This window comes from Aeromonas sp. QDB23 (assembly GCF_027707745.1).
In the GTDB taxonomy this organism is placed as follows: Bacteria; Pseudomonadota; Gammaproteobacteria; order Enterobacterales; family Aeromonadaceae; genus Aeromonas; species Aeromonas allosaccharophila.
Window position 1 is genome coordinate 1 of the sequence record NZ_JAPCJA010000035.1, and the last position, 24,463, is coordinate 24,463.

Here is a 24,463-nt window from a genome sequence, read left to right on the forward strand (position 1 = left end):
GAGAGTATAAGATCACACCCTGTTCGGTCGGTCAAATCCTCGTGCCCTGCTTAAAAAACGTTCGCGATCTTGCCCTGCCTTCGACATGAGTGGTAGAATCATCGGTTTTGATATTCATGAACGGCCAAATCCCCTTTGGCCTTATGGGAGTAAGTGATGAAACACACCGTCGAGGTGATGATCTCCGAGGCTGAAGTAGCCGCCCGGATCGCCAAATTGGGTGAAGAGATCACCGCCCGCTATCAGGGTTCTGACGAAGTCGTGATGATTGCGCTGCTGCGCGGTTCCTGCATCTTCCTGGCCGACCTCTGCCGCCAGTGCCAACTGCCCATCACCCTGGACTTCATGACCGCCTCCAGCTACGGCTCCGGCATGCACAGTACCCGTGACGTCCGCATCCTCAAAGACCTGGACGACGATATCAAGGGCAAGGATGTGGTGATCGTGGAAGACATCATCGACACCGGTTACACCCTCAACAAGGTGCGCGAGATCCTCTCCCTGCGCGAGCCGAAATCCCTGGCCATCTGCACCCTGCTGGACAAACCCTCCCGCCGCGAAGTGCAGGTGCCGGTCGACTGGATTGGCTTCGCCATCCCGGACGAATTCGTGGTCGGCTGTGGCATCGACTACGCCCAGAAGTACCGCAACCTGCCGTTTATCGGCAAAGTGGTACCCCAGGAGTAAGCCAGGTTCAGGAATATCACGGGTGAAGTGGCCTTGCGCCCTTTACTCTGTGCAGGCGGCCTTGGCCGCCTTTTCTGTATCGAGCCGGATTCAACCATCACAGAGGTTGCAATGAACGCACTGGAAATCAGCGGCCTGAAAAAGACCTATCAGGGGGGCGTCGAAGCCCTTAAAGGCATCGATCTGACCGTCAGGCAGGGGGACTTCTTCGCCCTGCTCGGCCCGAACGGCGCGGGCAAATCCACCACCATCGGCGTCATCAGCTCGCTGGTGAACAAGAGCGCCGGCAAGGTGAAGGTATTTGGCTACGACATCGACAGCGATCTGGAACAGGCCAAGGCCCAGCTCGGGCTGGTGCCGCAGGAGTTCAACTTCAGCCAGTTCGAGAAGGTGATCCAGATTGTCACCCATCAGGCCGGTTTCTACGGCGTGCCCAAGGCGGAAGCGAAGATCCGCGCCGAGAAGTACCTGCGCCAGCTCGACCTGTGGGAGAAGCGCGACATGCCTGCCCGCACCCTCTCCGGCGGCATGAAGCGTCGCCTGATGATCGCCCGCGCCCTGATGCACGAGCCCAAACTGCTGATCCTCGATGAACCGACCGCCGGGGTCGATATCGAGATCCGCCGCTCCATGTGGACCTTCCTCAAGGAGCTCAACGAGCAGGGCGTCACCATCATCCTCACCACCCACTATCTGGAAGAGGCGGAGATGCTCTGCCGCAACATCGGCATCATCGACAAGGGTCGCCTGATCGAGAACACCAGTATGAAAAACCTGCTGGGCAAGCTGGGTCGCGAGACCTTCCTGCTCGACCTTGCGCCAGGTTCTGCCGTACCTGATGTGCCAGAGTTCAACGGCCGCATGCCGGATGAGCGCACCCTCGAGGTGGATCTCGACAAGAGCCAGTCACTCAACAGCCTGTTCGAGCAGTTGTCGAACCAGCAGGTGCAGGTCGTGAGCATGCGCAACAAGGCCAACCGGCTGGAAGAGCTGTTCGTCAATCTGGTCGAAGAGGGGAGAAAAGCATGAATCTGGCCACCTATTACATCGCCTTCAAGAGCATTCTGGCCAAGGAAGTGAGCCGCTTTACCCGGATCTGGATCCAGACCCTGGTGCCACCGGCCATCACCATGAGCCTCTACTTCGTCATCTTCGGCAACCTGATCGGTTCGCGCATCGGTGACATGGGCGGCTTCAGTTACATGGAGTTCATCGTGCCCGGCCTCATCATGATGTCGGTGATCACCAACTCCTACTCCAACGTTGCCTCCTCCTTCTTCAGCGCCAAGTTCCAGCGCAATATCGAGGAGATGCTGGTGGCACCGGTACCCAACTACGTCATCATCGCCGGTTATGTGGGCGGTGGCGTGGCACGCGGCCTCTGTGTCGGCCTCATCGTCACCCTGGTGTCGCTGTTCTTCGTACCGCTGCAGATCCACCATCTGTTCAGCGTCTGCTTCACCGTGCTGCTCACCTCGATCCTCTTCTCGCTGGGCGGGCTGATCAATGCGGTGTTTGCCAAGACCTTCGACGACATCAGCATCATCCCCACCTTCGTGCTGACACCGCTCACCTATCTGGGCGGGGTGTTCTACTCCATCAGCCTGCTGCCCCCGTTCTGGCAGGGGGTCTCCCAGGTGAACCCCATCATCTACATGGTGAACGCGTTCCGTTACGGCTTCCTCGGTATCTCCGACGTGCCGCTCGGCACCGCCTACCTCATCATCATCGGCTTTATCGTGGCCCTCTACGGTATCGCTTGGTGGCTCATCTCTCGGGGCACCGGGCTGCGTCACTGACGACATGTAACGGGCACCTCGCGGTGCCCGTTATTTATTCTCATCCCCCTCTCTTCATCACACATCAGATAACCTCCCTGTTATTAAGGCTTTATCCGGCACCTTGTGATCCACCGCAATTTTCGGATTACCCCCAAAGGTATAATTCCCGCGGTTGGAAGAGCCGTGATGGACGGCCTCTTCCTCTCTCTCATTTCCCAGCAGGACAGGATCGCTTATGTCACTGATCACCGAGTTGCCAGCCATTTTCGAGAGTTTTTCAGATGCCCGTCGTCAGGGCTTTCTGGCTGTGATGGCACTCAAGGAGCGACAGATCCCCCTGGTCGGTACCTACTGCACCTTCATGCCGCAGGAGGTGGCGATGGCCGCTGGCGCCGTGGTGGTATCGCTCTGCTCCACCAGCGACGAGACCATCGAGGAGGCCGAGAAAGATCTGCCCCGCAACCTCTGCCCGCTGATCAAAAGCAGCTACGGGTTCGGCAAGACCGACAAGTGCCCCTACTTCTACTTCTCCGATCTGGTGGTGGGTGAGACCACCTGCGACGGCAAGAAGAAGATGTACGAGTACATGGCCGAGTTCAAACCGGTGCACGTGATGCAGTTGCCCAACCGCGCTGATGACGAGGCCTCCCGCACCCTGTGGCGCAGCGAGATCGTCCGCTTCAAGGCGCTGCTGGAGCAGCAGTTCGGCCAGCCCATCAGCGAGCAGGCGCTGCGAGATGCCATCGTGCTGAAAAACCGCGAACGCCGCGCGTTGGCCGACTTCTACCGGCTGGGCCAGCTCAATCCCCCGGCACTGAGCGGCACCGACCTGCTCAAGGTGGTCTATGGCGCCACCTTCCGCTTCGACAAGGAGCAGCTCATCAGCGAGCTGCAGGAGATGACTCGCCGCATCAAGGCCGAGTATGCCGAGGGCAAGCGGCTCGACGCCCGTCCGCGCATTCTCATCACCGGCTGCCCCATCGGCGGTGCGGCCGACAAGGTAGTGCGCCTTATCGAGGAGCACGGCGGCTGGGTGGTGGGATACGAGAACTGCACCGGTGCCAAGGCGACCGAACAGTGCGTCAGCGAACAGGGTGACCCGTTCGATGCGTTGACCGACAAGTATCTGGCCATCGGCTGCTCCTGCATTTCCCCCAACCACCAGCGCATGACGCTGCTGAGCCAGATGGTGGAGGAGTATCAGGCGGACGGGGTGATCGACGTGATCCTGCAGGCTTGCCACACCTACGCGGTGGAGTCGCTGGCCATCAAGCGCCACGTACGAGAACGCCACGGCATCCCCTACATGGCGGTCGAGACCGACTACTCCAGCGCCGACAAGGGACAACTGGCAACCCGGCTGGCCGCCTTTATCGAAATGCTGTAAGGAGGCGCCGTGTCACTCTCCATCGGGATTGACTCGGGCTCCACCGCGACCAAGGGGATCCTGTTCGACAGCCGGGATGGCGGACGCATCGTCCGCCGTTTTCTGGTGCCGACCCCCTTTCGTCCGTTGGCTGCCATCGAGCAAGGCTGGGCCGAACTCTCGGCCGATCTGCCAAAGCGCCCCCATCTGACCCTGACCGGCTATGGCCGGGATCTGGCCTCGTTCGCCGATCGCCGGGTTACCGAGATCTCCTGCCACGGGCTGGGCGCTCGCCTGCTATGCCCATCGGTACACACCGTCATCGACATCGGCGGCCAGGATAGCAAGGTGATCCAGCTCGATGGCGAGGGCAACCTCACCGACTTTCTGATGAACGACAAATGCGCCGCCGGTACCGGCCGCTTTCTCGAGGTGATCACCCGCACCCTGGGGGCGCGAGTCGAGCAGCTCGACGAGCTGCTGGAGGGCGCAGAGCCCCACGACATCAGCAGCATGTGTACCGTGTTTGCCGAGTCGGAGGCGATCAGCCTGCGCTCGGCGGGCATTCCGGCCGAGTCGATCCTCGCGGGCATCGTCCGATCCATGGCCCGGCGCAGTGCCAACTTCATCGGCCGCCTCGGCGCCAGACCGACGGTGCTCTTCACCGGCGGCGTCAGCCACTGCGGCACCTTCCGCCACTATCTGGCAGAAGGGCTGGGCTGCGAGGTCGCCACCCATCCGGATGCCCAGTTTGCCGGTGCGCTGGGGGCCGCCCTGTTCGGTGCCCGCACCAGCACGGGAGGCAAGTCATGAACGAAGAGTTTCTCTATCTGTTCCACTCCACCCTCGGCACGGTCAGGCTGCGCAAGCGGCTGGAGCAGCACGGCCAGTCGTTTCGAGTCTGCGACGTACCACGCCAGCTCAGCGCTGGCTGCGGCCTCGCCATTCGCCTCCACTGCCCGCCTGAGGAATGGCAACAGTGGTGCCAGTGCGGCGAAACCGCCGCCGTCTTTCGCTGCGAAGCGGACGGCGACTATCAGGAGCTGGCCCGCTATCCGGCCGCGTGAGCCTGCTGGGCCCACCCCATTTGACCGCCCGACACCCGATCGTGGCAGCAACCACATTTACCCGGCGCTTTGAATGGCCTGAGCCTCACCGCAGGCGATCCACCGCGCCCGCATTTACAACAAGGAGAAACACAATGCACAACACGCACACTGGCAATACTCACACGGCCAAACGCTGGCTGACCGGCCTGCTGATGTCCGGCTGCCTGCTCGCCTCCCAGGTGGGCGCAGCCCCCTCCGGTAAGGATATGACCATCTGGTTTGATCTCGGCGGCCCGGTCGGCGAATCCTACGTCACCGTGGTGCAGAATGGCGCCAAACAGGCGGCTGAAGATCTGGGGGTGGATCTGCGACTGGTCTACTCCGACTGGCAGCCCCAGAAAATGATCGAGAACTTCAAGCAGGCAGTGGCTGCCAAGCCCACCGGCATCGTGGTGATGGGCCACCCCGGTGACAGCGCCTACCAGCCGCTGATTGCCGACGCCATCACCAAGGGGATCAAGGTGACGTCGGTGGACACCGAGCTTTCCGGCACCATGGCCAATGAATTGAGCAACGGCTTTGGCTACGTGGGCGACAACAACGCCACCCGCGGCATCAATCTGGCCAAAGAGGCCCTGCGCCGCAGCGGCCTGAAGAAGGGTGACCGCGCCATGGTGTGGGGCATCAAGGATATCGCCCAGCGCAGCGACTCTACCCGTGGCCTGATCAAGACCCTGGAAGAGGCGGGCATGAAGGTCGACTTCATCCAGATCTCGCAAGAAGTGGACAAAGACCCGTCCCTGGGTGCCCCGGTCGTCACCTCCTATCTGGCAACCCACCCCGACGTGAACATGGTGCTGGTGGATCACGGAGCCCTGACCGCCCAGATGGGCAACTTCCTGCGTAACGCCGCCGTCAAACCCGGTGAGCTGTTTGTCGCCGGTTTCAGCCTCTCCCCCGCCACCGCAGACGGGATCCAGTCCGGTTATGTGCAACTGGTAGCCGATTGCCAACCCTACCTGATGGGTTACCTCTCGGTGGTCCAGCTGGTGCTGAGCGAGCGTTACGGCTTTGCCGGTCTGGACATCAACACCGGGGCCGGTTTTGTCACCAAAGACAACATCGCGCTCATCGCCCCGCTGGCGGCCAAAGGTTTGCGCTAAATGGCGCCAATGGCCCTCAAGCTGCACGGGCTGAACAAATGGTTCGGCCCGGTGCAAGCCCTGCGGGATATCCATTTCCAGCAGCGGGCGGGTGAAGTGGTGGCCCTGCTTGGCGACAACGGCGCGGGCAAGTCGACCCTGATCCGGGTCATTGCCGGCGCCGAACCGTTCGGCAGCGGCACCCTGACCGTTGCCGGGCAGACGGTGGCAGGCGATCGCTACGATGTGCCCACCGCCCGTCGGCTCGGCATTGAGACCGTCTATCAGAGCGGCGCCCTTGGCGAGCAGCAGAGCGTCTGGCGCAACCTCTTTCTGGGGCGCCATCTGCGCAATCGCTGGGGCTTTATCGACCGGCAAGAAGAGCGATGCCGGGCCGCCGAGCTGCTGCGGGTGCTCCATTTTCGCGGCATCGGTGCCAACGTCGATGCGCCGGTCAGCCTGCTCTCTGGCGGCGAACGACAGGGGCTGGCCATCGGCCGCGCCATGCTGTTTGATGCCCGGCTGGTGATCCTCGATGAGCCGACCACCGCCCTCTCCCTCGGTGAGGTAGAGAAGGTGCTCAGCTTTATCGAGCAGCTACGAGCCCAGGGCCGCGCCTGCCTGCTGATCACCCACAACATGGCCGATGCCTACCGGGTCGCCGACCGCTTCGTGGTAATGGACAGGGGTGCCATCGTCGCCCAGTACCACAAGACCGACATGACCCTCCCGGCCCTGCAACAGGCGCTGCTCGATGCCGTCAGAAGGGGTAGCCAATGAGACACTTCCTGCTCGCCCATCGCGCGCCTTTACTGACCTGGCTGATCCTGCTGCTGCTGTGGGGGCTGTTTGCCAGCATCAGTCCGGTCACCTTTTTCCATGGCCGGATCTACACCTCCCTGCTCTCGACCATTCCGCTGACCATCCTGCTGGCGCTGGGCATGACCCTGTTGATCATCGCCCGCGAGATCGACATGAGCTTTCCGGCGGTCATCGCGCTGGGGGGATTTATCTTCGCCTGGCTGTTCCAGCACACCGGCTCGCCGCTGCTGGCACTGCTGGGGGCGATGGCGGGCGGGCTGCTGTGCGGGCTGCTCAACGCCCTGCTGATCGTGCAGTTCCAGATCCCCTCCATCATCGCCACCATCGGCACCCAGTTCTTTATCGGCGGCCTCACCACTGTGCTGGCCGACGGGCTGGCCCTCAGCCTGCCCGAGATCCGCGACACCCTGCTCCATACCCTGCTGACTGGCAGAGTGTGGGAGTGGCTGCCCGCCCAGGCCCTCTGGAGCCTGCTGGCAGCGCTGCTGCTCTGGCTGCTGCTGGCTCATCACGAGCTGGGTGACAATATCAACTTCATCGGAGACAACCCGGAGGCTGCACGCCTGATGGGGGTGCCGGTCAACCGGATGCGGCTCGGCCTCTTCATGCTGATGGGGCTGCTCGCCGCGCTGGTCGGGGTGCTGATCAGCGTCGAAATGAGCAGCTGGTGGCCCAATCAGGGGCAGGGTTACATGCTGCTGGTGTTTGCCTCTGTGTTCATTGGCGGCACCTCGGTACTGGGGGGCAGAGGCACTCTGCTGGGCAGCCTGTTTGGCGCCTGCATCATCGGCATGCTGGAGGCGGGCATCATCAGCGCCGGTCTCGACGGCTTCTGGACCCGACTGGTCTACGGGGTGATGATCCTCGCCGCCCTGATGATCCACGGCAGCATGCTGCAACTTCAACAGGGACGCTGGCGTTCCCGTTTTTTAAAATAAGGTTCTGACATGAGCAAAATCACCATCATTGGCGCAGGCAGCGTCATGTTTACCCGCCAGATCGTCTCGGCCCTGCTCTCCTACCCCGCCATGGCGGGCACCGAGCTGGTGTTGATGGATCTCAATCCCGAGGTGCTGGCCCAGAGCCACCGTCTCATCACCATGATGGTGGCGCAATCCGGCCTGCCGATGCAGGTGAGCCAGACCACCAGCCAGCGCGATGCGATTCGCCATGCGGACTTCGTCATCAGCGCCATTCAGGTGGGCGGCCTCGCCCCCTGGAAGCTGGACATGGCGATCCCGGCCAAATACGGGGTGATCCAGGAAGTGGGCGACACCATGGGACCGGGCGGCATCTTCCGCGCCCTGCGCCACATTCCGCCCATGCTGGCGATCCTGCGGGATATGGAGGAGCTCTGCCCGAACGCCCTCTTCATCAACTACGCCAACCCGCTGGCCCCCCTCACCTGGGCAGCCAAGGAGGCAAGCGGCATCCAGTCCATCGGCCTCTGCTATGGAGTGCGCTACACCGTCGCCCAACTGGCCGGTTATCTGGGGGTCGGCCCCTGGGTAGATCACCCCTCCACCCCGGAACGCTGGCAGCGCCTGATGTATCACGATGTGCCCGCCGAGGTGGAGTACGAGTTCGCCGGGATCAACCACATGACCTGGATCACCCGCTTTGCCATCCATGGCGAAGATATGCAGCCGAAGATCCGGGCGCTGGTGAATGATCCGAAAACCCGCGAGGCGGACGGCGTGCGCTGCGAAGTGCTGAAGTTCTTTGGCCTCTGGTGTACCGAGAACCACTGGCACTGCAGCGATTACCTGCCCTATTTCCGCAAGAACGAGGCGATGATCAACCACTTCCTGCCCCAACGCTGGAATCTGTTGGCCCTGGAAGAGCAGGTCCACGCTGCCGGCAAGGCGGAGATCGCCGCCCAGCTGGCGGGGGAAAAACCCTTCGTCATCGCCCCCAACATGCTCAACGGGCCCAAGCTGATCCACGCCATGGTGAGCGGCGAGCGCACCCGCATCAACGGTAATCTGGCCAACTGCCAGCCCGAGGGACTGCTGGTGGAGAACCTGCCCGCCGACTGCGTGGTAGAGGTGCCGATCTGGGTCGATGAGAAGGGGCTGCAACCGCAGGCGATGGGGCGGCTGCCGACCCAGTGCGCCAGCCTGTGCAAGAGCAACACTGCGGTGCAGGAGCTGATTGTGCAGGCGGCCCTGACCGGCGATCTCGATGCCGCCCGCTACGCGCTGGCCCTCGATCCGGTCACCGCCACCGTCTGTACCCTGGAGCAAATCCAGCAGATGTTCGACGAGATGTACGCTGCCCAACGTCAGTGGCTACCCCAGTTCGCCTGATTGCAATAAGGGTCGGGACTGCGGCGTTCATACCCAGTACCGACCCTTTCCCCGCAAAATCGAGATTTATCTTGTTCGGTTCGGGGTTAGCCATTGCGGCTCAATCGGGAACTGTTAGAATTCATCCCTCTCTATAAAGAGGTAGAACATGCCTGCGTTGCTGCGCATGCTGGCCAATCTGGCGCTGGGGGGATTTTTCGTCGCCTCGGCCGGGTTCAAGCTGGTATCCCCCGCCCTGTTTGTCGAACAGATCGCGGCCTTCGGGCTGATCTGGCCGTCACTGATCCCGCCGGTGGCCTGGGGGTTGATAGCCCTTGAACTCTGCGCCGGGCTCGCGGTCATCGCCAACCGGCGCTGGGGATTGTGGCTGGTGATCGGGCTGCTCGCCCTGTTTATTCCGGTGTTGGGCTATGGCGTTGCCATCGGGCTCGACATCTCTTGCGGCTGTCTTGGCAGGGCTGATCTCAGCTCGCTGCCAGAAGCCATTGTGCGGGATCTGCTGCTACTGACGCTTGCGGGCGCCCTGCTGCGAACTTCCCGCCCCGTTTTTCCCGTTCCTAAGGAGTAGTGACATGATGACATTGCGATCCCGCACCCTGCTGGCCTCGCTGATCGCCGCCAGTTTTGCCCTCGGTGGCTGTGGCGACAACCAGTTCGAGCAAGAGGTGAAGCTGGAGCAGTCGGCGGTACAACTGGCGCAAGAGACACAGCAAGGGGGCTATCAGCTGCTGACCGTGGCCGAGCTGAAAACCCGGATGGACAAGGGCGAGGAGCTGGTGATCATCGACACCATGCCCTATGAGGACTCCTACAAGAAAGAGCACATCCCGGGCGCCAAGAACTTTGTCTTCGTGAAGGAGGCCAAGGCCGGTGACAACTGGAGCGAGATCGTCGAGGGGAGCGGCACGGCGGAGCAGTTCCAGGCGCTGCTGGGTGAAGACAAGTCCCGCCCAGTGGTGATCTACTGCGGCTTCGTCAAGTGCGGTCGCAGCCACAACGCCGCCGCCTGGGCGGTGACTCAGGGCTATCAGCAGGTCTATCGGGTGCCGGGCGGCATCTTCGCCTGGAAAGGCGCCGGTTACCCCGTCTCTGCCAAGTAATCCCTGCTCACAAGGCAACACAGCCAATATGAAAGAAGCCCGCAACTGCGGGCTTCTTTCATATTGGGTCACGCTCGGGGTTAGCTGGCGGCCTGTGGCTGCACCATCTCCACGTTGGCCAGCTGCTGTTTGCCCAGCAAGCGCTTGGTGATCATCGCCGCCATGATGGAGCCGTTGACGTTGAGGGCGGTACGGCCCATATCCACCAGTGGCTCAATGGCGATCATCACCCCCACCAGCGCGATGGGGAAGTTGAGGGTGGAGAGCACGATCAGCGCGGCGAAAGTGCCACCGCCGCCCACCCCGGCAACCCCGATGGAGCCGAGCGCAATGACCGGCAGCAGGGTCAGCAGGAACAGGGGATCGAAGGGGTTGATGCCGAGCATGGGGGCGATCATCGCCACCATCATGGCCGGATAGATACCGGCGCAGCCATTTTGACCCAGATTGGCACCGAACGACGCGGCAAAGTTGGCGATGCTGGCGGGCACCCCAAGGCGCTGCTGGGTCTCGATGCTAAGCGGAATGGAAGCTGCGCTGCTGCGGGAGATAAAGGCGAAGGTGAGCACGCCCCACACTTCCCGCAAATAGTGCAGCGGGTTCTGGCCGAGCAGCAGCAGGATCACCATGTGTACCGCAAACATCGCCAGAATGGCGACATAGCAGACCAGAATAAAGCCGAGCAGATTGAGGATCTCGCTCAGCGGATAGTGCGCCACCACCCGGGCGATCAGCGCCATCACGCCATAGGGGGTAAGTGCAATCACCACCCGTACCATCTTCATCACCCACAGCTGCAGGGTATCGATGGCGACGGCGGCGCGAGCCCCCGCATCCGGGTGCTCCGCCTTCAGCTGCAGCAGGGCAACCCCGGCCAGCACGGTGAAGATCACCACCCCGATCACCGAGAGGCCGCGACTACCTGCCATGTCGGCGGCAAAGTTGGTGGGCACCAGCGAGAGCAGCAGGGCGGGCAGGGTCTGGGCACTGTCGATGGTACTCATGCTCTGTTGCAGGGCGGCGCTGTCGCTACCGTGGCTCAGCAGCCCCTCGGCAGTGAGACCGCTCAGATGGGTGATGGTCATCCCCACCACACCGGCAATCATCACCAGGGTCAGCATGGAGCCGATCAGCACGGCGCTGATCTTGCCGAGGGACTGGGCCTGCTCCAGCTTGTTGATGGCGGAGAGGATGGAGGTGAACACCAGTGGCATCATCACCACCTTGAGCAGGCTGACATAGCCGCCGCCAACGATATTGACCCACTCCAGGGTCTGCTGGACACCGGCATCATCGGCGCCCCAGCCCAGTTGCAGACCGAGACCAAACAGCCCCCCCAGCAGCAGACCGGCGAGCACCTTGCGCGACAACGGCACCGTGGCGGGCAGCCGGGTCAGGGCAAAACAGAGCAGACAGAAGAGCAACGAAGCAAACAAGGTAAACATAAATAAACACCTGTAGCGGCCATCAGGGCCGATTGTGGAGAGAGAAAACAACGGGTGCGAGCAGAGTCGCGAGGGAAAACGCCAAATGGCAGGCGTGAAAAAACAGCGGACGCCTGAGGGGGCGTCCGCTGGCAATCGGGGGAATTACTTCTTTACGGGGGCGTCGTACTGTTCGGGTTCGTCGCTATAGACGCAGACATTCCACTTGGCGGCCAAACCATCATCGGCCAGGCAGTAACGCTCGAAGAACGCGGAGATCTCGGCGCGCTGGCAGTGAGCTTCAAAGGCTGCCATATCTTGCCAAATCTCGTTGAACACGATGGGGAAGCTCTCCCCCTCGGCAAACGGACTCGGAATGTGGCGGGTAACCAGATATTGCAGGCAACCATCCTCACGCAGGGTATTGGGCTCGAGCGCCTGCAGCACCTGAAACAGGGCTTGCTCCTGACCGGGTTTCGGCAGGAATTGGGCAATGCAGTAAACCTTCTTGGACATGGGGTCCTCCTGGTTGTGGCGGGCTCAGGCTTGCTGCAGCGTGACCACTTGGTTGTCGATAAGGCGGGCCTTGCCAAGATAAGCGGCCATCAGGATCACCAGCTGCGCGCTCTCGTCAGTGGCGGATTCGAGGGTGGCGGCATCGACGATGTCGATAGCATCGGTACGGAAACCGGCATTGTCGAGACGCTGACTGGCCTGCGCCACCAAGGAGGGCAGGTGGTGGTCACCCGCTTCGATCTGCTCGGCGATCCAGTTCATGGTGCGCGCCAGCTCGGGGGCGATGGCCCGCTCGGCGGCAGTCAGGTAGCCGTTGCGCGAGGAGAGCGCCAGCCCGTCCTCGGCCCGCACAGTCGGCACACCGACGATTTCGATGGGCATCGCCATATCGGCCACCATCTTGCGAATAAGCGCCAGCTGCTGGTAATCCTTCTGGCCAAAGCAGGCCACATCCGGCTGCACCAGATTGAACAGCTTGGTAACGACGGTGCTGACCCCACGGAAGTGACCGGGGCGTAGCGCCCCTTCCAGCAGGCCGGAGAGGCCCGGCACTTCGACGAACGTCTGGCTCGCCAGCCCCTGCGGATACATGATCTCCGGGGTCGGGGTGAATACCATGTCGACGCCGGCGACTTCCAGCGCAGCGCAATCCTGCTCCAGAGTACGCGGGTAGTTGGCGAGATCCTCGGCCTTGTCGAACTGCATCGGGTTGACGAAGATGCTGACCACCACCTTCTCGGCGTGGCTGTGCGCCTCTTTCACCAGCGTCAGGTGGCCCTGATGCAGGTTGCCCATGGTGGGCACGAATGCGATGGCTCGCCCTTCACGGCGCCATTGGCTGATCTGCTCACGCAGAACGACGGGATTATTTACGACCAACATCAGCAGTTCACCTTCCGATAAATCAAAAAGAGAGACGGGTTGCATCCACCGCTAGCGCTCGGGCGGGATGGGGCACGAGCATGGCTATCAGCAGTTCACCTTTAGATGAATCAATAAGATACGGATTAGCTATAGGGATTAACTCTACGAGGCTGACAAGCAGAGACGGGGGCCGCAGCCCCCATCGTGCAACCGCCAGGATCAGTTGAAGCAGTGCTCCGGGCCGGGGAAGCTCCCCTCGCTCACCTGCTGGACATAGAGGCGGATGGCGGCACGCACATCGCCGGTCTCGGCCAGGAAATTCTTGGTGAACTTGGGCACATAGCCGGAGGTGACGCCAAAGGCATCGTGCATCACCAGGATCTGGCCATCGGTCGCGGGACCGGCTCCGATACCGATCACCGGGATGCGCAGCGCCTTGGTGATGCGCTCGGCCAGCGCAGTGGGCACACACTCGAGCACCAGCAGCTGGATACCGGCCGCTTGCAGTTCGAGGGCCTGACGGTAGATCTCTTGCGCCTGAAACTCGTCGCGCCCCTGCACCTTGAAGCCACCAAAGACATGGACGGATTGCGGGGTGAGGCCGAGGTGACCACACACTGGCACCCCGTTGCGGGTGAGGTGGCGGATGGAGTCGCACAGCCAGTCACCCCCTTCCATCTTCACCATGCGGGCACCGGCCGCCATCAGGCGGGCCGCATTCTGGTAAGTCTGCTCCGGCGTGGCGTAGCTCATGAACGGCATGTCGGCGACCACCAGTGCCTTGCTGGCACCGCGCGCCACACAGCGGGTGTGATAGACCATCTCATCCATGTTGACCGCCAGGGTATCCTGACCCCCTTGCAGCACCATGCCCAGCGAATCGCCGATGAGCAGCACGTGGGCCCCCTCGTCGTCGAACAGCTTGGCAAAGGTGGCATCATAGGCGGTGATGGCGGTGAACTTTTGACCGTCCTGCTTCATCTTCAGCAGGCTGGCGGTGGTGATCTTGCTCATAGAGGCTCCTGTAGATCTGCACGCGGGGCAATGATGGCCAAATCATTGTGCGGGCAGCGGGCAACCAGTCGGGCGAGCGGGGTGCCGCAGGGCAGCACCAGAGCAGGCGCAATTTCGGCAAGGGGCAGCAGCACGAACTCCCGCTCCTTCATGCCGTAGTGGGGTACGATCAGGCGCTCATGGTTGATCACCTGATCCCCATAAAGCAGCAGATCGAGATCCAGGGTTCTCGGCCCCCACCGCTCATCTTTGCGCACACGTCCCTGTTCCAGCTCGATTTTTTGTAATTGTTCCAGCAGCGCAAGGGGCGCCAGCCGGGTGTTGAGCCGGGCCACGGCATTGACGTAGTCCGGTTGGTCAGCAGGCCCCATGGGGCGGCTGCTGTAAAACGACGAGGCCTCCACCAGCACAGATTCCGGCAACCGGCCTAAAGCGGCGACGGCGCGACGAGCCTGACCCAGCGGGTCAGACAGGTTGGAACCTATGGCGATGAAGACCTCGGTCATCACGTCTGTTGTCACTCGGCCACTTTCGGTTTGCGGCGACGGGGGCGACGACGGTTGCGGCTGTTGCTGCTGCGCTTCTCGCCATCGTTGCTGCGGGCCTCACCGGCCGGGGCACGCTCACCGCTCGCCGGGCGACGGGTCGCTTCACGCTGCAGTTGCGGGCGCACATCCGGATTGGAGGCGACATAGCGCTCCCACCAGCTGGCCAGCTCGCCGAGACCACGCTCGACCCGGTTGCGCAGCAACAGGAAGTCGTACGCCGCGCGGAACTTGGGATGCTCCATGGCGCGCTCGGGGTGTTTGCCCTGACGACGGGTCAGACGCTGTTGCAGTGCCCAGATGTCGCGGACATCGGTGGTGAAACGGCGGGGAACGGCGATGATCCGCACCTGATTGTCCAGCACCTCGTTGATCGCCAGCATGAAGGCGTCATACCAGGGCAAGCCGCTCTCGTTCTCCAGCACCCGACCACGGGCCTCGACAGCGCCCCACAGCAGGGTGGCGTAGAGGAAGGCGGGAGTGACGCGCTTGTCTTCACGGACACGGGTGTCGGTATCGATCAGCGCCAGCTCAATCAGCTGCTCACAGGGCGAGTTGCCGTGCGGGGTAAACAGCGCCGCCACTTGCGGGAACAACTGCTGGAACAGGCCATACTCGCGCAGCAGCTTGTAGGTCGCCAGACCGTCGCCAGCCAGGAACAGCTTGAGGGTCTCCTCAAACAAGCGAGCAGCAGGGATGTCTTGCAGCAGCGGCGCCAGCTCCTTGATGGGGGCGGCGGTACGCGGGCTGATGGTCATGTCCAGCTTGGCGGCAAAGCGCACGGCGCGCAGCATCCGCACCGGATCCTCACGATAACGGGTCTCGGGATCACCGATCAGCTCAAGCTTGCGCTCGGCCAGATCTTCCAGACCCCCTTCGAAATCGTGCAGGGTGAAATCTTTGGCACTGTAGTAGAGGGCGTTGACGGTAAAGTCACGGCGCTCGGCATCCTCTTCGATGGTGCCGTAGACGTTGTCACGCAGCAGCATGCCTTCATCAGACTGGGCCGACACATGTTTGCTGGTATTGACCTGATGGTGGTGACCCCGGAAGGTGGCCACTTCGATCACGTCACGACCAAAGACAATGTGGGCAAGGCGGAAACGACGGCCAATCAGGCGGCAGTTGCTGAACAGCGCCTTGATCTGCTCCGGCGTCGCATCGGTTGCGATGTCGAAATCCTTGGGCGTCTTCCCGAGCAGAATATCCCGGACTCCGCCGCCGACCAGGTAGGCCTCATAGCCCCCTTTGTTCAGGCGATAGAGCACCTTGAGGGCATTCTCGCTGATCTCTTTGCGCGAAACAGGGTGCTGATCACGGCTTAAGGTACGACGTTGACCGGCGACACGGGCTGGAATGGGGGATTCCACCGGCTGCTCGCCATCTTCCTTGCCGAGCACCTTGCGGCAAAAGTTTGCGATCTGGGAAAAAATGGTACACCTCTTCATGACTTCTAAATTGACGGGAGGCCAAAAAATAGCGGCCTATCATAGCTCACGCCTAACCAAATGAAAAACCGTGCTGACAATTGATCCCGAATGAAACAGGGTGCCAGCAAAAATAGCGGTCAATCTGCACATAGCTCAGGCCTGCACAAATGAAAAACCATGTGGCTACTTCAGCTCATTTGAATCAAACCGGGCCAAAAAATAGCGGTCTACCTGTGCATAGCTCACGCCTAACCAAATGAAAAACCGTGCTGACAATTGATCCCGAATGAAACAGGTCGCCAGCAAAAATAGCGGTCTACCTGTGCATAGCTCACACCTGACCAAATGAAAAACCGTGCTGGCAATTGATCCCGAATGAAACAGGTCGCCAGCAAAAATAGCGGTCTATCTGCGCCCTGCTCACGTCCTATTACACGAAAACCGGCTCTCTTTACTCAACGTCCAGCGGGATCTTCTGGCTGGCGGGCACCCGGTCGAGCCGCCAGTTGGCGATGCCCCACCCGATGATCTCGTCGAGCCGGCTCGCCATCAGCTCGGGGGGCGGACACTGGCCGAGGAAGTGCAGCGCCTGCCACAGGGCCGGGCGCACCTCATCGAGCGCCAGCGCCGGCGCATGGTTCTGCTTGGAAAGCTTGTTGCCATCGGCCAGTACCGCCAGCGGCAGATGCACCCAGTCGGGCACCGGTGCCACCAGGGTCTGGTAGAGGGCAATCTGGCGCACCGTGGGCTCCAGTAGATCGGCGCCGCGCACTATCTCGGTGATGCCGCTGTCCATATCATCCACCACCACCGCCAGGTTGTAGGCGTAGAGCCCGTCGCGGCGACGGATAATGAAATCCTCCTCGGCGAGCGCCGCTGGCACCGCAATATGGCCCTGCAAGCGATCATCGAAGTGGTAGACCGGATGGTGCTGGCGCAGCCGGGCGGCACATCCCTCTGCCGTCAGCCCGAGGGTGCGGCAGTGGCCGTTGTAAAATCCACCGCTCGCCATGATTTCGCGCCGGGTACAGCGACACCAGTAGAGATCGCCAACCCGATAGAGCTGGTCGATGATCTCGTCATAACGGCCGTGGCGCGCACTCTGGAACATCACCTCCCCATCCCACTCGAGGCCATATGCCTCAAGGGTCTTGAGGATCAGGGCCGCCGCGCCTGCCATCTCCCGCGGCGGATCGATATCTTCGATGCGCACCAACCAGCGCCCCTGCCGGGATCGGGCCTGCAAAAAGCTGCCGAGGGCGGCGATCAGCGAACCGAAGTGAAGCGGACCGGAAGGTGAGGGAGCAAAGCGGCCGACATAGGGGCGCATAAGGAGTGAGGACGGGGTATTCACGGGCATGACTGTTCGGGTAAGCGATTCATTGAGGCAGCATTCTGGGGCGCTACCGCCAAAAGCTCAATAAAAAAGGGAGCCCGCGAGCTCCCTTTTTCATATACCAGAGGGTCGGGATCAACCGGCCATCTGTTTTTCCTTGATCTCGGCCAGCGTCTTGCAATCGACACAGAGGTCGGCAGTCGGACGGGCTTCCAGACGACGGATACCGATCTCGATACCGCAGTGTTCGCAGTAACCGAAATCATCGTCTTCAAGCAGCTGCAAGGTCTTCTCGATCTTCTTGATCAGCTTGCGTTCACGGTCGCGGGTACGCAGTTCAAGAGCGAACTCTTCTTCTTGCGCGGCACGATCCACGGGATCCGGGAAGTTGGCAGCCTCGTCTTTCATATGGTCGACGGTACGATCAACTTCCTGCATCAGTTGGTTGCGCCAGGCACCCAGGATCTTGCGAAAATGCGCCTTTTGTTGGTCATTCATGTACTCCTCACCCGGCTTTTCCTGGTAAGGCGCGACACCCGCAATGGCCAGGGGGCCCAGAGATTTCCTGTTTTCGCCTGTTGGCATGCCCTGTCTCCTAATTCAGCACGCTACCCGTGCCATCCATAAATTGAGGGCGACATCTATAGCAGAAGGGTAACGGGTAAGCAAACGAGCCGTACCAATAATGTTACCCACTCCAATATTTATGCACTCCCCTCGGGTAACAGGTGACCAGATTCAAATGGGATGAAACCTTGGGCCACCATGCCATGCACCCCAACATGGGGCCGATAGCATAAAATTTCAACCCCCGCCGCAATTGACTGCTCAATTAGCAGACTATAGTGCGGATCTATATGGGTTGCAGGGCGCATCCGGCTTATTCCGGAGTGCAACACCATAAAGAGCAGCACGGCTCTGTGGCCCGCCGCTTTCATCGCCATCAGCTCGCGCAAGTGCTTGGCGCCACGGGCGGTGACCGCATCGGGGAAGTAACCCATGCCCGGTTGATAACGTTCGTCGAGCAGGGTCACCGATTTTACCTCGACGTAACAATTGCCCTTCTCGTCATCTTCCAGCAGCAGATCGATGCGACTGTTCTCTTCGCCATACTTCACCTCGGTGCGCAACCGGCTGTAGCCCGCCAGCGGGGCGATGGCCTCCTGCTCGATAAGCTCCCGGGCGATCTGGTTAGCGCGCGCCGTGTTGACGCAGATAAAGTGGCCCGCCGAGCTCTCGGCGATCTCCCAGCTGTTTGGCAGTTTGCGCTTGGGGTTGTCGGAGGTGGAGTACCAGACTCGGGTGCCCGGCTCGGCACAGCCGGTCATGGCACCGGTATTGGCACAGTGGATGGTGATGACCTCGCCGTTATCGAGTTGCACATCGGTCAAAAAGCGCTTGTAGCGGGCCACCAGCTGGCCCGATTGCAGGGGGGGATCAAAGATCACGGATTTGCCCTCCGTTGCTCTTCATTATCCAATCCCTCTTTGCGTCTTGCCCGCAGCGGCCAGCAGGCGAGCGGCTCGTAGCGTACCCCGTCCGGGGTCGAGATGGATTGATAGAGGCAGAACTCGTCAGCCTGCAGCAGAAAATTTGGGGCAGGCTGGATGGCCGGTGCCTCACCCGCCTTGCGCGACAGGGTGACGTGGGGGCGATAACCCTGCTCGCCATTGCCAAGACGCAGCTTCTCGCCGTGGCGGCGCAGCGCCCGGGCCAGCACATTCAGCTCGTTTGGCCACTCCTTCGGGCCAATCCAGGCGGCCTTGGCCCGGCTGAACCAGCCGGTCTCATCCAGCCTGATGGCAAGCGGCGGACAGTGCTGACGCTCTACGGCGGCGATCAGGCGGCGGGTGGTCACCTCGTCCGCTTCACCGAGGAAGGCGAGGGTCAGGTGAAGGTTGGCTTGCGGCACCAGCTGACCGGGCCAGGGCTGCTGATCGCGCCAGGCGATGAGCTCGGGGGCGAGCTCCTTGACGGGCAGGGCAAAGAAGAGTTTGGCCATGTGGTGATAATGCCTTTTTCACGCTCATTGGATGGGCCCATTCTATGGCAGCCATCCGGCCATGTCTCGCCAGCCTCCCGCCCGAGTGGCCATCTCCGCACATCCACTCACGGTGGCGCGGGTGGCTGTGGCAGAATAGGCGCCGTTTTACCGGTTGCTACAGAAGGTGCTCATCGCTTTGTCCCAGCTCCCCATCGTTTCGGTATTGCCCGAACTCTTTGCCGCCCTCGACCGCCACCCCAGCGTGATCCTGCAGGCGCCCCCCGGCGCGGGCAAATCGACCCTGCTGCCGCTGGAGCTGGTGCGCCAGAACAGGCTGCCCGGCCGCATCATCATGCTGGAGCCAAGGCGGCTCGCGGCGCGCAACATCGCCAGCTTTCTGGCGCGCCAGCTGGGGGAAAAGGTGGGTGAGCGCATTGGCCTGCGGGTACGCGGCGAGAGCCGCACCAGCGCAGGAACCCGGCTCGAGATCGTCACCGAGGGGGTGCTGACCCGGATGTTGCAGCAAGACCCCGAGCTGACCGGCGTCTCGCTGGTCATCTTCGATGAGTTCCATGAACGCAGTCTGCACGCCGATACCGCGCTGGCCTTCGCCATCGAGAGCCAGCAAGGGCTGCGCGATGACCTCAAACTCCTGGTGATGTCTGCCACCCTGGATGGCATGGCGCTCGAGCGCCTGCTGCCGGATTCCCCTGTAGTTCGCTCCGAAGGGCGCGGCTTTCCCATCGACTACCACTACCGCCCCGCCAATCGCCAGCAGTGGCTGGAGCCGCAGGTCGGTGCCGTGGTGCTGGAGGCGCTAGCCGCACACCGCGGTAGCCTGCTGGTCTTTCTGCCGGGACAGGGAGAGATCGAGCGACTGGCGCAGTGGTTGGCAGACAAACTGCCGGACGACGTGCTCCTCGCCCCCCTCTACGGGCGCCTCGATATGGCGGCCCAGCAGGCAGCCATCGAACCGGCGCCTGCCGGCCGCCGTAAGCTGGTGCTCACCACCAATGTGGCGGAGACCTCCCTCACCATCGAGGGGATTTCGGTGGTGATCGACAGCGGACTGGAGCGGCGCGCCTCGTTCGATCTGAAAAGCGGCGTCACCCGACTGGAGACCCGCCAGATAGCCAAATCCTCCACCACCCAGCGGGCAGGTCGCGCCGGTCGTCTCGGCCCCGGTGTCTGCTACCGGCTCTGGAGCAGCGAGGTGCAGGAGCGGCTCGCCGAGCAGAGCCCGCCAGACATTCTCACTCAGGAGCTGACCGGCCTGCTGCTGGACGCCGCCCAGTGGGGCGCCAGGGTGGAAGATCTGCCGCTGCTTGACATGCCTCCCGCCGCCGCGGTGGCCAGCGCCCAGCGGCTGCTGGTGGCCCTTGGCGCCATGAAGCCGGAGGGTGAGCAACAACTCACTCCCGCTGGCCGCGCCATGGCCGCCTTCGGCACCCACCCTCGCCTCGCCCGCATGTTGCTGCGCGCCCGCGAGCTGGAGTCCGAGGGTCTGACAGGGATTGTCGCCGATGCCGCATATCTGGTGGCGTTGCAGGAAGAAGATCTGCGAGGATCGGAGCGCCTCTCGGTGCTGTTCCACCGCCGTCAAAGCGCCCTGCGCCAGAGCGCGGCCCGCAGGTTTGAACGGCTTGGCGCCCGCCCTGCCACTGCGCAGGGCCAGTGGCTCGGGCTGCTTTGCGCCCTCGCCTGGCCGGATCGCATCGGGAAGCTGCGCAGCGGCAGTCGCTATCAACTCAGTGGTGGGGTGAGCTGCGATCTGGTAGAAGGTCATCCCTGTCAGGGACAAGCGGCCCTCATCGCCATCGAGATGGGGCAGAACGATCGCGGTAGCCGCATCTTTATCGCCGAACCGGTCGATCTGGACGAGCTGGTGCGCCTGCTGCCGGAGCTGGTGAGCGAGCGGCAATGGTTCGACTGGGATGAACGGGAAGAGCGGGTACGGGCCGAACGCCAGCAGGTGATCGGTGAGTTGGTGCTGAGCCAGCGCCCGCTGACCGAACTCTCTGACGAGCAGAAAGGACGCTGCCTGCTGCAAGGCATTCGCCGCAAGGGGCTGCATGTGCTGCCGTGGGACGAGAGCAGCGAAGGGCTGCTGGCCCGTCTGCGCTGCGCCCGCGACTGGCTGCCCGATGAGGGGTGGCCCGCCATGGATGAGGAAAACCTGCTGGCCACGCTGGAACAGTGGCTGCTGCCGGCGGTGAGCGGCATGACCCGGCTGGAGCAACTGAAGAAGCTGAACCTCGGCGATATCCTGCGTCAATCCCTGCCCTGGCCGCTGCCCAAGCGGCTGGACGAGGCGCTGCCGAGCCACTTTGCGGCGCCCACCGGCAGCCGGGTGCGGATCCGCTATCAGCCGGGGCAGGCGCCGGTGATCCCGGTGCGTATTCAGGAGATGTTCGGACAAGGTTCGACCCCCTGCGTGGCCGATGGCCGGGTGCCGCTGGTGGTGGAGCTGCTCTCCCCCGCCCAGCGGCCGCTGCAGATCACCGCCGATCTGGCTGCCTTCTGGGCTGGCTCTTACGAGCAGGTGAAAAAAGAGATGAAGGGGCGCTATCCCCGCCACTACTGGCCGGATAATCCGCTGGAGGCGATGCCGACCAGGGTCACCAAGAAGAAGATGGGGATGTAGGTTCGATGAACGAAATCTCACCGACCATTTGATGGATAATCGGCCGCGATCGTTCGATTACGCCGCGATGGCAACACACCGAATAATGATGAACAGGTAAAGAGGAACCATGGCAACCCAACGACGCAAAAGCCCTCCCAAGAAGGCCGCTCCCAAACGCACCATCTGGCGCAAGCTGTTCTGGCTTGGCTTCAAGCTCTCCCTGGTGGTGGCGGCCTTTATGGTGGTGTTCGGCATCTATCTGGATACCAAGGTGCGCGAGCGCTTCGATGGCGAGAAGTGGCAGTTGCCGGTGATGGTCTACAGCCGCCCGCTGGAGCTCTACCCCAGCCAGCGCCTGTCGCGAGACCAGATGCTGCGCGAGCTCAACATGCTGAGCTACAAGCAGGTGCGCCAGCCTCACACGCCGGGTGAATACACCATCAACGGCAACCGCATCGAGCTTATTCGCCGTCCGTTCGAGTTCTATGACGGCGCCGACGGAGCCCGTGGCCTGCGCCTCACCTTCAACGGCCCGCGTCTTGAGGGGATCCAGTCGCTGGAGAACCAGCGCCAGCTCGGTTACGCCCAGATGGACCCGGTGCTGCTCGATCGCCTCAATACCGAAGATCGGGAAGATCGCCTGCTGGTGCGCATCGCCGAGGTGCCCGACAGCCTGCTGGTGACCCTGCTCACCACCGAAGATCGCGACTTCTACCAGCATGGCGGCGTCTCGCCGGTGGCCATCATGCGCGCCATGTTCGCCAACCTGATCGCGGGTCGCACCGTGCAGGGGGGTAGTACCCTCACCCAGCAGCTGGCCAAGAACTTCTTCCTGACCCGTGAACGCAGCCTGTGGCGAAAACTGCAGGAAGCCTATATGGCGGTGCTGATCGACTATCGCTACAGCAAGGACGAGATCCTCGAGTCCTACCTCAACGAGGTCTATCTGGGGCAGAACTTCTCGCAGGGGGTCTATGGATTCGGGCTTGCCTCCTACTTCTACTTCGGCATTCCGGTCAACGAGCTGGATATCGATCAGGTCGCCCTGCTGGTCGGTCTGGTTAAAGGCCCCTCCTATTACGATCCCTGGCGCTTCCCGGAGCGGGCCAAGACCCGCCGCGATCTGGTGCTGAAACTGCTGATGGATCACGGCAGCCTGACCCAGGCCGAATATGAGCTGGCCAGCCGCCAACCCCTTGGCATCATCGCCCGCGGCCAGATGAGCTATGGCCGCACCCCGGCCTTTATGGGGCTGCTCAAGCGCGAGATCCAGAGCCGCTTCGGCGCCGATCTGCTCAAGCAATCTGGCCTGAAGATCTTCACCAGTCTCGACCCCATCGCCCAGCATGCGGCCGAGCGTGCGGTCGAATCGGGCCTCGCAGATATCGAAAAGCTGCGCGGCAAGAAGAAGCTGGAGGCGGCCATGGTGGTCTCCGACTGGCACAAGGGCGAAGTAGTGGCGCTGGTGGGTGGCCGCGATCCCCGCTACGCCGGGTTCAACCGGGCGCTGGATGCCCGCCGCCAGATCGGCTCTCTGGTGAAACCGGCGGTCTACCTCACCGGCCTCTCCAACGGCCTGACCCTGGCAACCCCGCTGAAAGATCAGCCGATCCGCATTCGCGGTCAGGATGGTCAGGTCTGGACACCGCAAAACTACGATCGCAAGTTCCGCCAGAGCGTGCCGCTGATGGATGCGCTGGCCAGCTCCCTCAACGTGCCGACCGTCAATCTGGGTCTGCAGGTCGGGCTGGAGAAAGTGGTCGATACCCTGCACAAGCTGGGGGTGCAGCAGGAGATCCAGCCCTATCCGTCGCTGGTGCTGGGGGCGGTAGCGCTCTCCCCGATGGAGGTGAACCAGATGTATCTGCCCATCGCCAATCAGGGGCTGACCCAGCCGCTGTCGGCGATCCGCGCCGTGGTCAAGGGGGATGGCAGCCTGCTCTATCAGCATGATCAGACCGCCAAGCGGGTCACCGACCAGCAGGCGAGCTGGCTGACCCTGTTCGCCATGACCAAGACGGTGAGTCAGGGCACGGCCCGCGCGCTCAGTGCCAAGTTCCCCGGCGCCACCATGGCGGCCAAGACCGGCACCACCAACGAGTTGCGCGACTCCTGGTTTGCCGGGATGGACAACAACGAGCTGGTCAGTATCTGGGTCGGGCGGGACGACAACACCCCGGCGGGCTTGACCGGCGCCAGCGGCGCGCTGCAACTCTTTAGCGGCTACATGAGCCAACGCGGCGTCAACAGTCTGGGATTGAAGATGCCGGAAGGGGTCACTTGGGCCAACTTCTCCCGCGCCAGCGGCACCCGCGTCACCAGCGACTGCCCGGGCAGCCTGCAGGTGCCGGCCAAGGCCTCCACCATGGGCTCCCCGGCCGGTTGCGCCAGCAGCGCGACGCCACGCAGTGCGCTGGATGACTGGTTCGGCGGTTTCTTCAACTAGATCAACGACACGGGCAGCGCGG

Annotated in this window: 24 protein-coding genes; 14 read left to right on the forward strand and 10 right to left on the reverse strand. The window is 62.3% G+C overall.

Annotated features, from left to right (window positions below; translation table 11 throughout):
• Positions 1–156 precede the first annotated feature (156 nt).
• From hpt to PG888_RS14810, 12 genes are all read left to right on the forward strand, one after another.
• Positions 157–687, forward strand: coding sequence for a hypoxanthine phosphoribosyltransferase (hpt, locus tag PG888_RS14755; protein ID WP_005335618.1), 531 nt, complete (start codon positions 157–159; stop codon positions 685–687).
• A gap of 111 nt (positions 688–798) precedes the next feature.
• A complete protein-coding gene (locus tag PG888_RS14760; RefSeq protein ID WP_270693711.1) occupies positions 799–1,716 on the forward strand; it encodes an ABC transporter ATP-binding protein in 918 nt (305 codons plus the stop codon).
• The gene (locus PG888_RS14765; protein WP_042656642.1) at positions 1,713–2,486 is read left to right on the forward strand and encodes an ABC transporter permease; all 774 of its coding nucleotides are present in this window, start codon (positions 1,713–1,715) and stop codon (positions 2,484–2,486) included. Before PG888_RS14760 ends, PG888_RS14765 begins: the two co-directional genes overlap by 4 nt.
• Before the next feature lie 217 nt (positions 2,487–2,703).
• Complete coding sequence (locus PG888_RS14770; protein WP_111807123.1) at positions 2,704–3,855, forward strand: double-cubane-cluster-containing anaerobic reductase; 1,152 nt, start codon at positions 2,704–2,706, stop codon at positions 3,853–3,855.
• A 9-nt stretch (positions 3,856–3,864) separates the two neighbouring features.
• Positions 3,865–4,647 (forward strand): acyl-CoA dehydratase activase, encoded by a 783-nt coding sequence (locus PG888_RS14775; RefSeq protein WP_270693709.1) that lies wholly within the window; start codon positions 3,865–3,867, stop codon positions 4,645–4,647.
• Positions 4,644–4,901: a DUF3343 domain-containing protein gene (locus tag PG888_RS14780; RefSeq protein ID WP_270693708.1), complete on the forward strand. Its 258-nt coding sequence runs from the start codon at positions 4,644–4,646 to the stop codon at positions 4,899–4,901. Before PG888_RS14775 ends, PG888_RS14780 begins: the two co-directional genes overlap by 4 nt.
• Before the next feature lie 134 nt (positions 4,902–5,035).
• The gene (locus PG888_RS14785; protein WP_270693707.1) at positions 5,036–6,046 is read left to right on the forward strand and encodes a sugar ABC transporter substrate-binding protein; all 1,011 of its coding nucleotides are present in this window, start codon (positions 5,036–5,038) and stop codon (positions 6,044–6,046) included.
• The gene (locus PG888_RS14790; RefSeq protein WP_270693706.1) at positions 6,047–6,805 is read left to right on the forward strand and encodes an ATP-binding cassette domain-containing protein; all 759 of its coding nucleotides are present in this window, start codon (positions 6,047–6,049) and stop codon (positions 6,803–6,805) included. It abuts the gene before it with no gap.
• Complete coding sequence (locus PG888_RS14795; RefSeq protein ID WP_270693705.1) at positions 6,802–7,785, forward strand: ABC transporter permease; 984 nt, start codon at positions 6,802–6,804, stop codon at positions 7,783–7,785. Before PG888_RS14790 ends, PG888_RS14795 begins: the two co-directional genes overlap by 4 nt.
• Positions 7,786–7,794: 9 nt before the next feature.
• Positions 7,795–9,156 carry an alpha-galactosidase gene (gene melA, locus PG888_RS14800; RefSeq protein ID WP_182938209.1) on the forward strand — a complete coding sequence of 454 codons (1,362 nt, stop codon included), beginning with the start codon at positions 7,795–7,797 and terminating at the stop codon, positions 9,154–9,156.
• A gap of 148 nt (positions 9,157–9,304) precedes the next feature.
• Entirely contained in the window at positions 9,305–9,724 is a 420-nt protein-coding gene (locus tag PG888_RS14805) for a MauE/DoxX family redox-associated membrane protein (RefSeq protein ID WP_182938210.1), read from the forward strand.
• 4 nt (positions 9,725–9,728) lie between these two features.
• Positions 9,729–10,256 carry a rhodanese-like domain-containing protein gene (locus tag PG888_RS14810; protein WP_182938211.1) on the forward strand — a complete coding sequence of 176 codons (528 nt, stop codon included), beginning with the start codon at positions 9,729–9,731 and terminating at the stop codon, positions 10,254–10,256.
• Positions 10,257–10,336: 80 nt separating this feature from the next.
• Here the strand turns inward: PG888_RS14810 and PG888_RS14815 are convergent, their stop codons facing one another.
• The 10 genes from PG888_RS14815 to thpR form a co-directional block, all read right to left on the reverse strand.
• Positions 10,337–11,701: a cation:dicarboxylate symporter family transporter gene (locus PG888_RS14815; RefSeq protein WP_182938212.1), complete on the reverse strand. Its 1,365-nt coding sequence runs from the start codon at positions 11,699–11,701 to the stop codon at positions 10,337–10,339.
• 144 nt (positions 11,702–11,845) lie between these two features.
• Positions 11,846–12,196 carry a putative quinol monooxygenase gene (locus PG888_RS14820; protein ID WP_139406465.1) on the reverse strand — a complete coding sequence of 117 codons (351 nt, stop codon included), beginning with the start codon at positions 12,194–12,196 and terminating at the stop codon, positions 11,846–11,848.
• 24 nt (positions 12,197–12,220) lie between these two features.
• Positions 12,221–13,078, reverse strand: a complete 858-nt coding sequence (gene panC / locus PG888_RS14825) for a pantoate--beta-alanine ligase (protein WP_042656634.1) — start codon at positions 13,076–13,078, stop codon at positions 12,221–12,223.
• A 201-nt stretch (positions 13,079–13,279) separates the two neighbouring features.
• Entirely contained in the window at positions 13,280–14,074 is a 795-nt protein-coding gene (gene panB, locus PG888_RS14830; protein ID WP_042063124.1) for a 3-methyl-2-oxobutanoate hydroxymethyltransferase, read from the reverse strand.
• Positions 14,071–14,580 carry a 2-amino-4-hydroxy-6-hydroxymethyldihydropteridine diphosphokinase gene (gene folK / locus PG888_RS14835; RefSeq protein WP_270693714.1) on the reverse strand — a complete coding sequence of 170 codons (510 nt, stop codon included), beginning with the start codon at positions 14,578–14,580 and terminating at the stop codon, positions 14,071–14,073. The genes panB and folK overlap by 4 nt, the downstream gene beginning before the upstream one ends.
• Positions 14,581–14,591: 11 nt before the next feature.
• Positions 14,592–16,067 carry a polynucleotide adenylyltransferase PcnB gene (pcnB, locus tag PG888_RS14840; RefSeq protein ID WP_058052520.1) on the reverse strand — a complete coding sequence of 492 codons (1,476 nt, stop codon included), beginning with the start codon at positions 16,065–16,067 and terminating at the stop codon, positions 14,592–14,594.
• 433 nt (positions 16,068–16,500) lie between these two features.
• Complete coding sequence (gene gluQRS, locus PG888_RS14845) at positions 16,501–17,409, reverse strand: tRNA glutamyl-Q(34) synthetase GluQRS (RefSeq protein WP_182938214.1); 909 nt, start codon at positions 17,407–17,409, stop codon at positions 16,501–16,503.
• A gap of 111 nt (positions 17,410–17,520) precedes the next feature.
• On the reverse strand, positions 17,521–17,970 hold the full coding sequence (dksA, locus tag PG888_RS14850; RefSeq protein WP_005335644.1) for an RNA polymerase-binding protein DksA: 450 nt from the start codon (positions 17,968–17,970) through the stop codon (positions 17,521–17,523).
• A 119-nt stretch (positions 17,971–18,089) separates the two neighbouring features.
• Positions 18,090–18,833 (reverse strand): DNA/RNA nuclease SfsA, encoded by a 744-nt coding sequence (gene sfsA, locus PG888_RS14855; RefSeq protein WP_111807100.1) that lies wholly within the window; start codon positions 18,831–18,833, stop codon positions 18,090–18,092.
• Positions 18,830–19,387, reverse strand: coding sequence for an RNA 2',3'-cyclic phosphodiesterase (gene thpR, locus PG888_RS14860; protein ID WP_182938215.1), 558 nt, complete (start codon positions 19,385–19,387; stop codon positions 18,830–18,832). Before thpR ends, sfsA begins: the two co-directional genes overlap by 4 nt.
• Positions 19,388–19,565: 178 nt before the next feature.
• Between thpR and hrpB the strand changes: the two genes are divergently transcribed.
• Positions 19,566–22,013 (forward strand): ATP-dependent helicase HrpB, encoded by a 2,448-nt coding sequence (hrpB, locus tag PG888_RS14865; RefSeq protein ID WP_270693701.1) that lies wholly within the window; start codon positions 19,566–19,568, stop codon positions 22,011–22,013.
• Between the two features lie 109 nt (positions 22,014–22,122).
• On the forward strand, positions 22,123–24,441 hold the full coding sequence (gene mrcB, locus PG888_RS14870; protein ID WP_213392599.1) for a penicillin-binding protein 1B: 2,319 nt from the start codon (positions 22,123–22,125) through the stop codon (positions 24,439–24,441).
• The last annotated feature ends 22 nt before the right edge of the window (positions 24,442–24,463 follow it).

Excerpts from the sequence above, each read along its gene's own strand:
- PG888_RS14820 (WP_139406465.1), bottom strand. The coding sequence starts at position 12,196 with ATGTCCAAGAAGGTTTACTGCATTGCCCAATTCCTGCCGAAACCCGGT.
- dksA (WP_005335644.1), bottom strand. The coding sequence starts at position 17,970 with ATGCCAACAGGCGAAAACAGGAAATCTCTGGGCCCCCTGGCCATTGCG.
- hpt (WP_005335618.1), top strand. The coding sequence starts at position 157 with ATGAAACACACCGTCGAGGTGATGATCTCCGAGGCTGAAGTAGCCGCC.
- PG888_RS14760 (WP_270693711.1), top strand. The coding sequence starts at position 799 with ATGAACGCACTGGAAATCAGCGGCCTGAAAAAGACCTATCAGGGGGGC.
- thpR (WP_182938215.1), bottom strand. The coding sequence starts at position 19,387 with ATGGCCAAACTCTTCTTTGCCCTGCCCGTCAAGGAGCTCGCCCCCGAG.
- panC (WP_042656634.1), bottom strand. The coding sequence starts at position 13,078 with ATGTTGGTCGTAAATAATCCCGTCGTTCTGCGTGAGCAGATCAGCCAA.
- PG888_RS14795 (WP_270693705.1), top strand. The coding sequence starts at position 6,802 with ATGAGACACTTCCTGCTCGCCCATCGCGCGCCTTTACTGACCTGGCTG.
- PG888_RS14785 (WP_270693707.1), top strand. The coding sequence starts at position 5,036 with ATGCACAACACGCACACTGGCAATACTCACACGGCCAAACGCTGGCTG.
- PG888_RS14770 (WP_111807123.1), top strand. The coding sequence starts at position 2,704 with ATGTCACTGATCACCGAGTTGCCAGCCATTTTCGAGAGTTTTTCAGAT.
- folK (WP_270693714.1), bottom strand. The coding sequence starts at position 14,580 with ATGACCGAGGTCTTCATCGCCATAGGTTCCAACCTGTCTGACCCGCTG.
- melA (WP_182938209.1), top strand. The coding sequence starts at position 7,795 with ATGAGCAAAATCACCATCATTGGCGCAGGCAGCGTCATGTTTACCCGC.
- pcnB (WP_058052520.1), bottom strand. The coding sequence starts at position 16,067 with ATGAAGAGGTGTACCATTTTTTCCCAGATCGCAAACTTTTGCCGCAAG.
- PG888_RS14810 (WP_182938211.1), top strand. The coding sequence starts at position 9,729 with ATGATGACATTGCGATCCCGCACCCTGCTGGCCTCGCTGATCGCCGCC.
- mrcB (WP_213392599.1), top strand. The coding sequence starts at position 22,123 with ATGGCAACCCAACGACGCAAAAGCCCTCCCAAGAAGGCCGCTCCCAAA.
- PG888_RS14780 (WP_270693708.1), top strand. The coding sequence starts at position 4,644 with ATGAACGAAGAGTTTCTCTATCTGTTCCACTCCACCCTCGGCACGGTC.
- PG888_RS14815 (WP_182938212.1), bottom strand. The coding sequence starts at position 11,701 with ATGTTTACCTTGTTTGCTTCGTTGCTCTTCTGTCTGCTCTGTTTTGCC.
- PG888_RS14765 (WP_042656642.1), top strand. The coding sequence starts at position 1,713 with ATGAATCTGGCCACCTATTACATCGCCTTCAAGAGCATTCTGGCCAAG.
- panB (WP_042063124.1), bottom strand. The coding sequence starts at position 14,074 with ATGAGCAAGATCACCACCGCCAGCCTGCTGAAGATGAAGCAGGACGGT.
- PG888_RS14790 (WP_270693706.1), top strand. The coding sequence starts at position 6,047 with ATGGCGCCAATGGCCCTCAAGCTGCACGGGCTGAACAAATGGTTCGGC.
- PG888_RS14805 (WP_182938210.1), top strand. The coding sequence starts at position 9,305 with ATGCCTGCGTTGCTGCGCATGCTGGCCAATCTGGCGCTGGGGGGATTT.
- gluQRS (WP_182938214.1), bottom strand. The coding sequence starts at position 17,409 with ATGCCCGTGAATACCCCGTCCTCACTCCTTATGCGCCCCTATGTCGGC.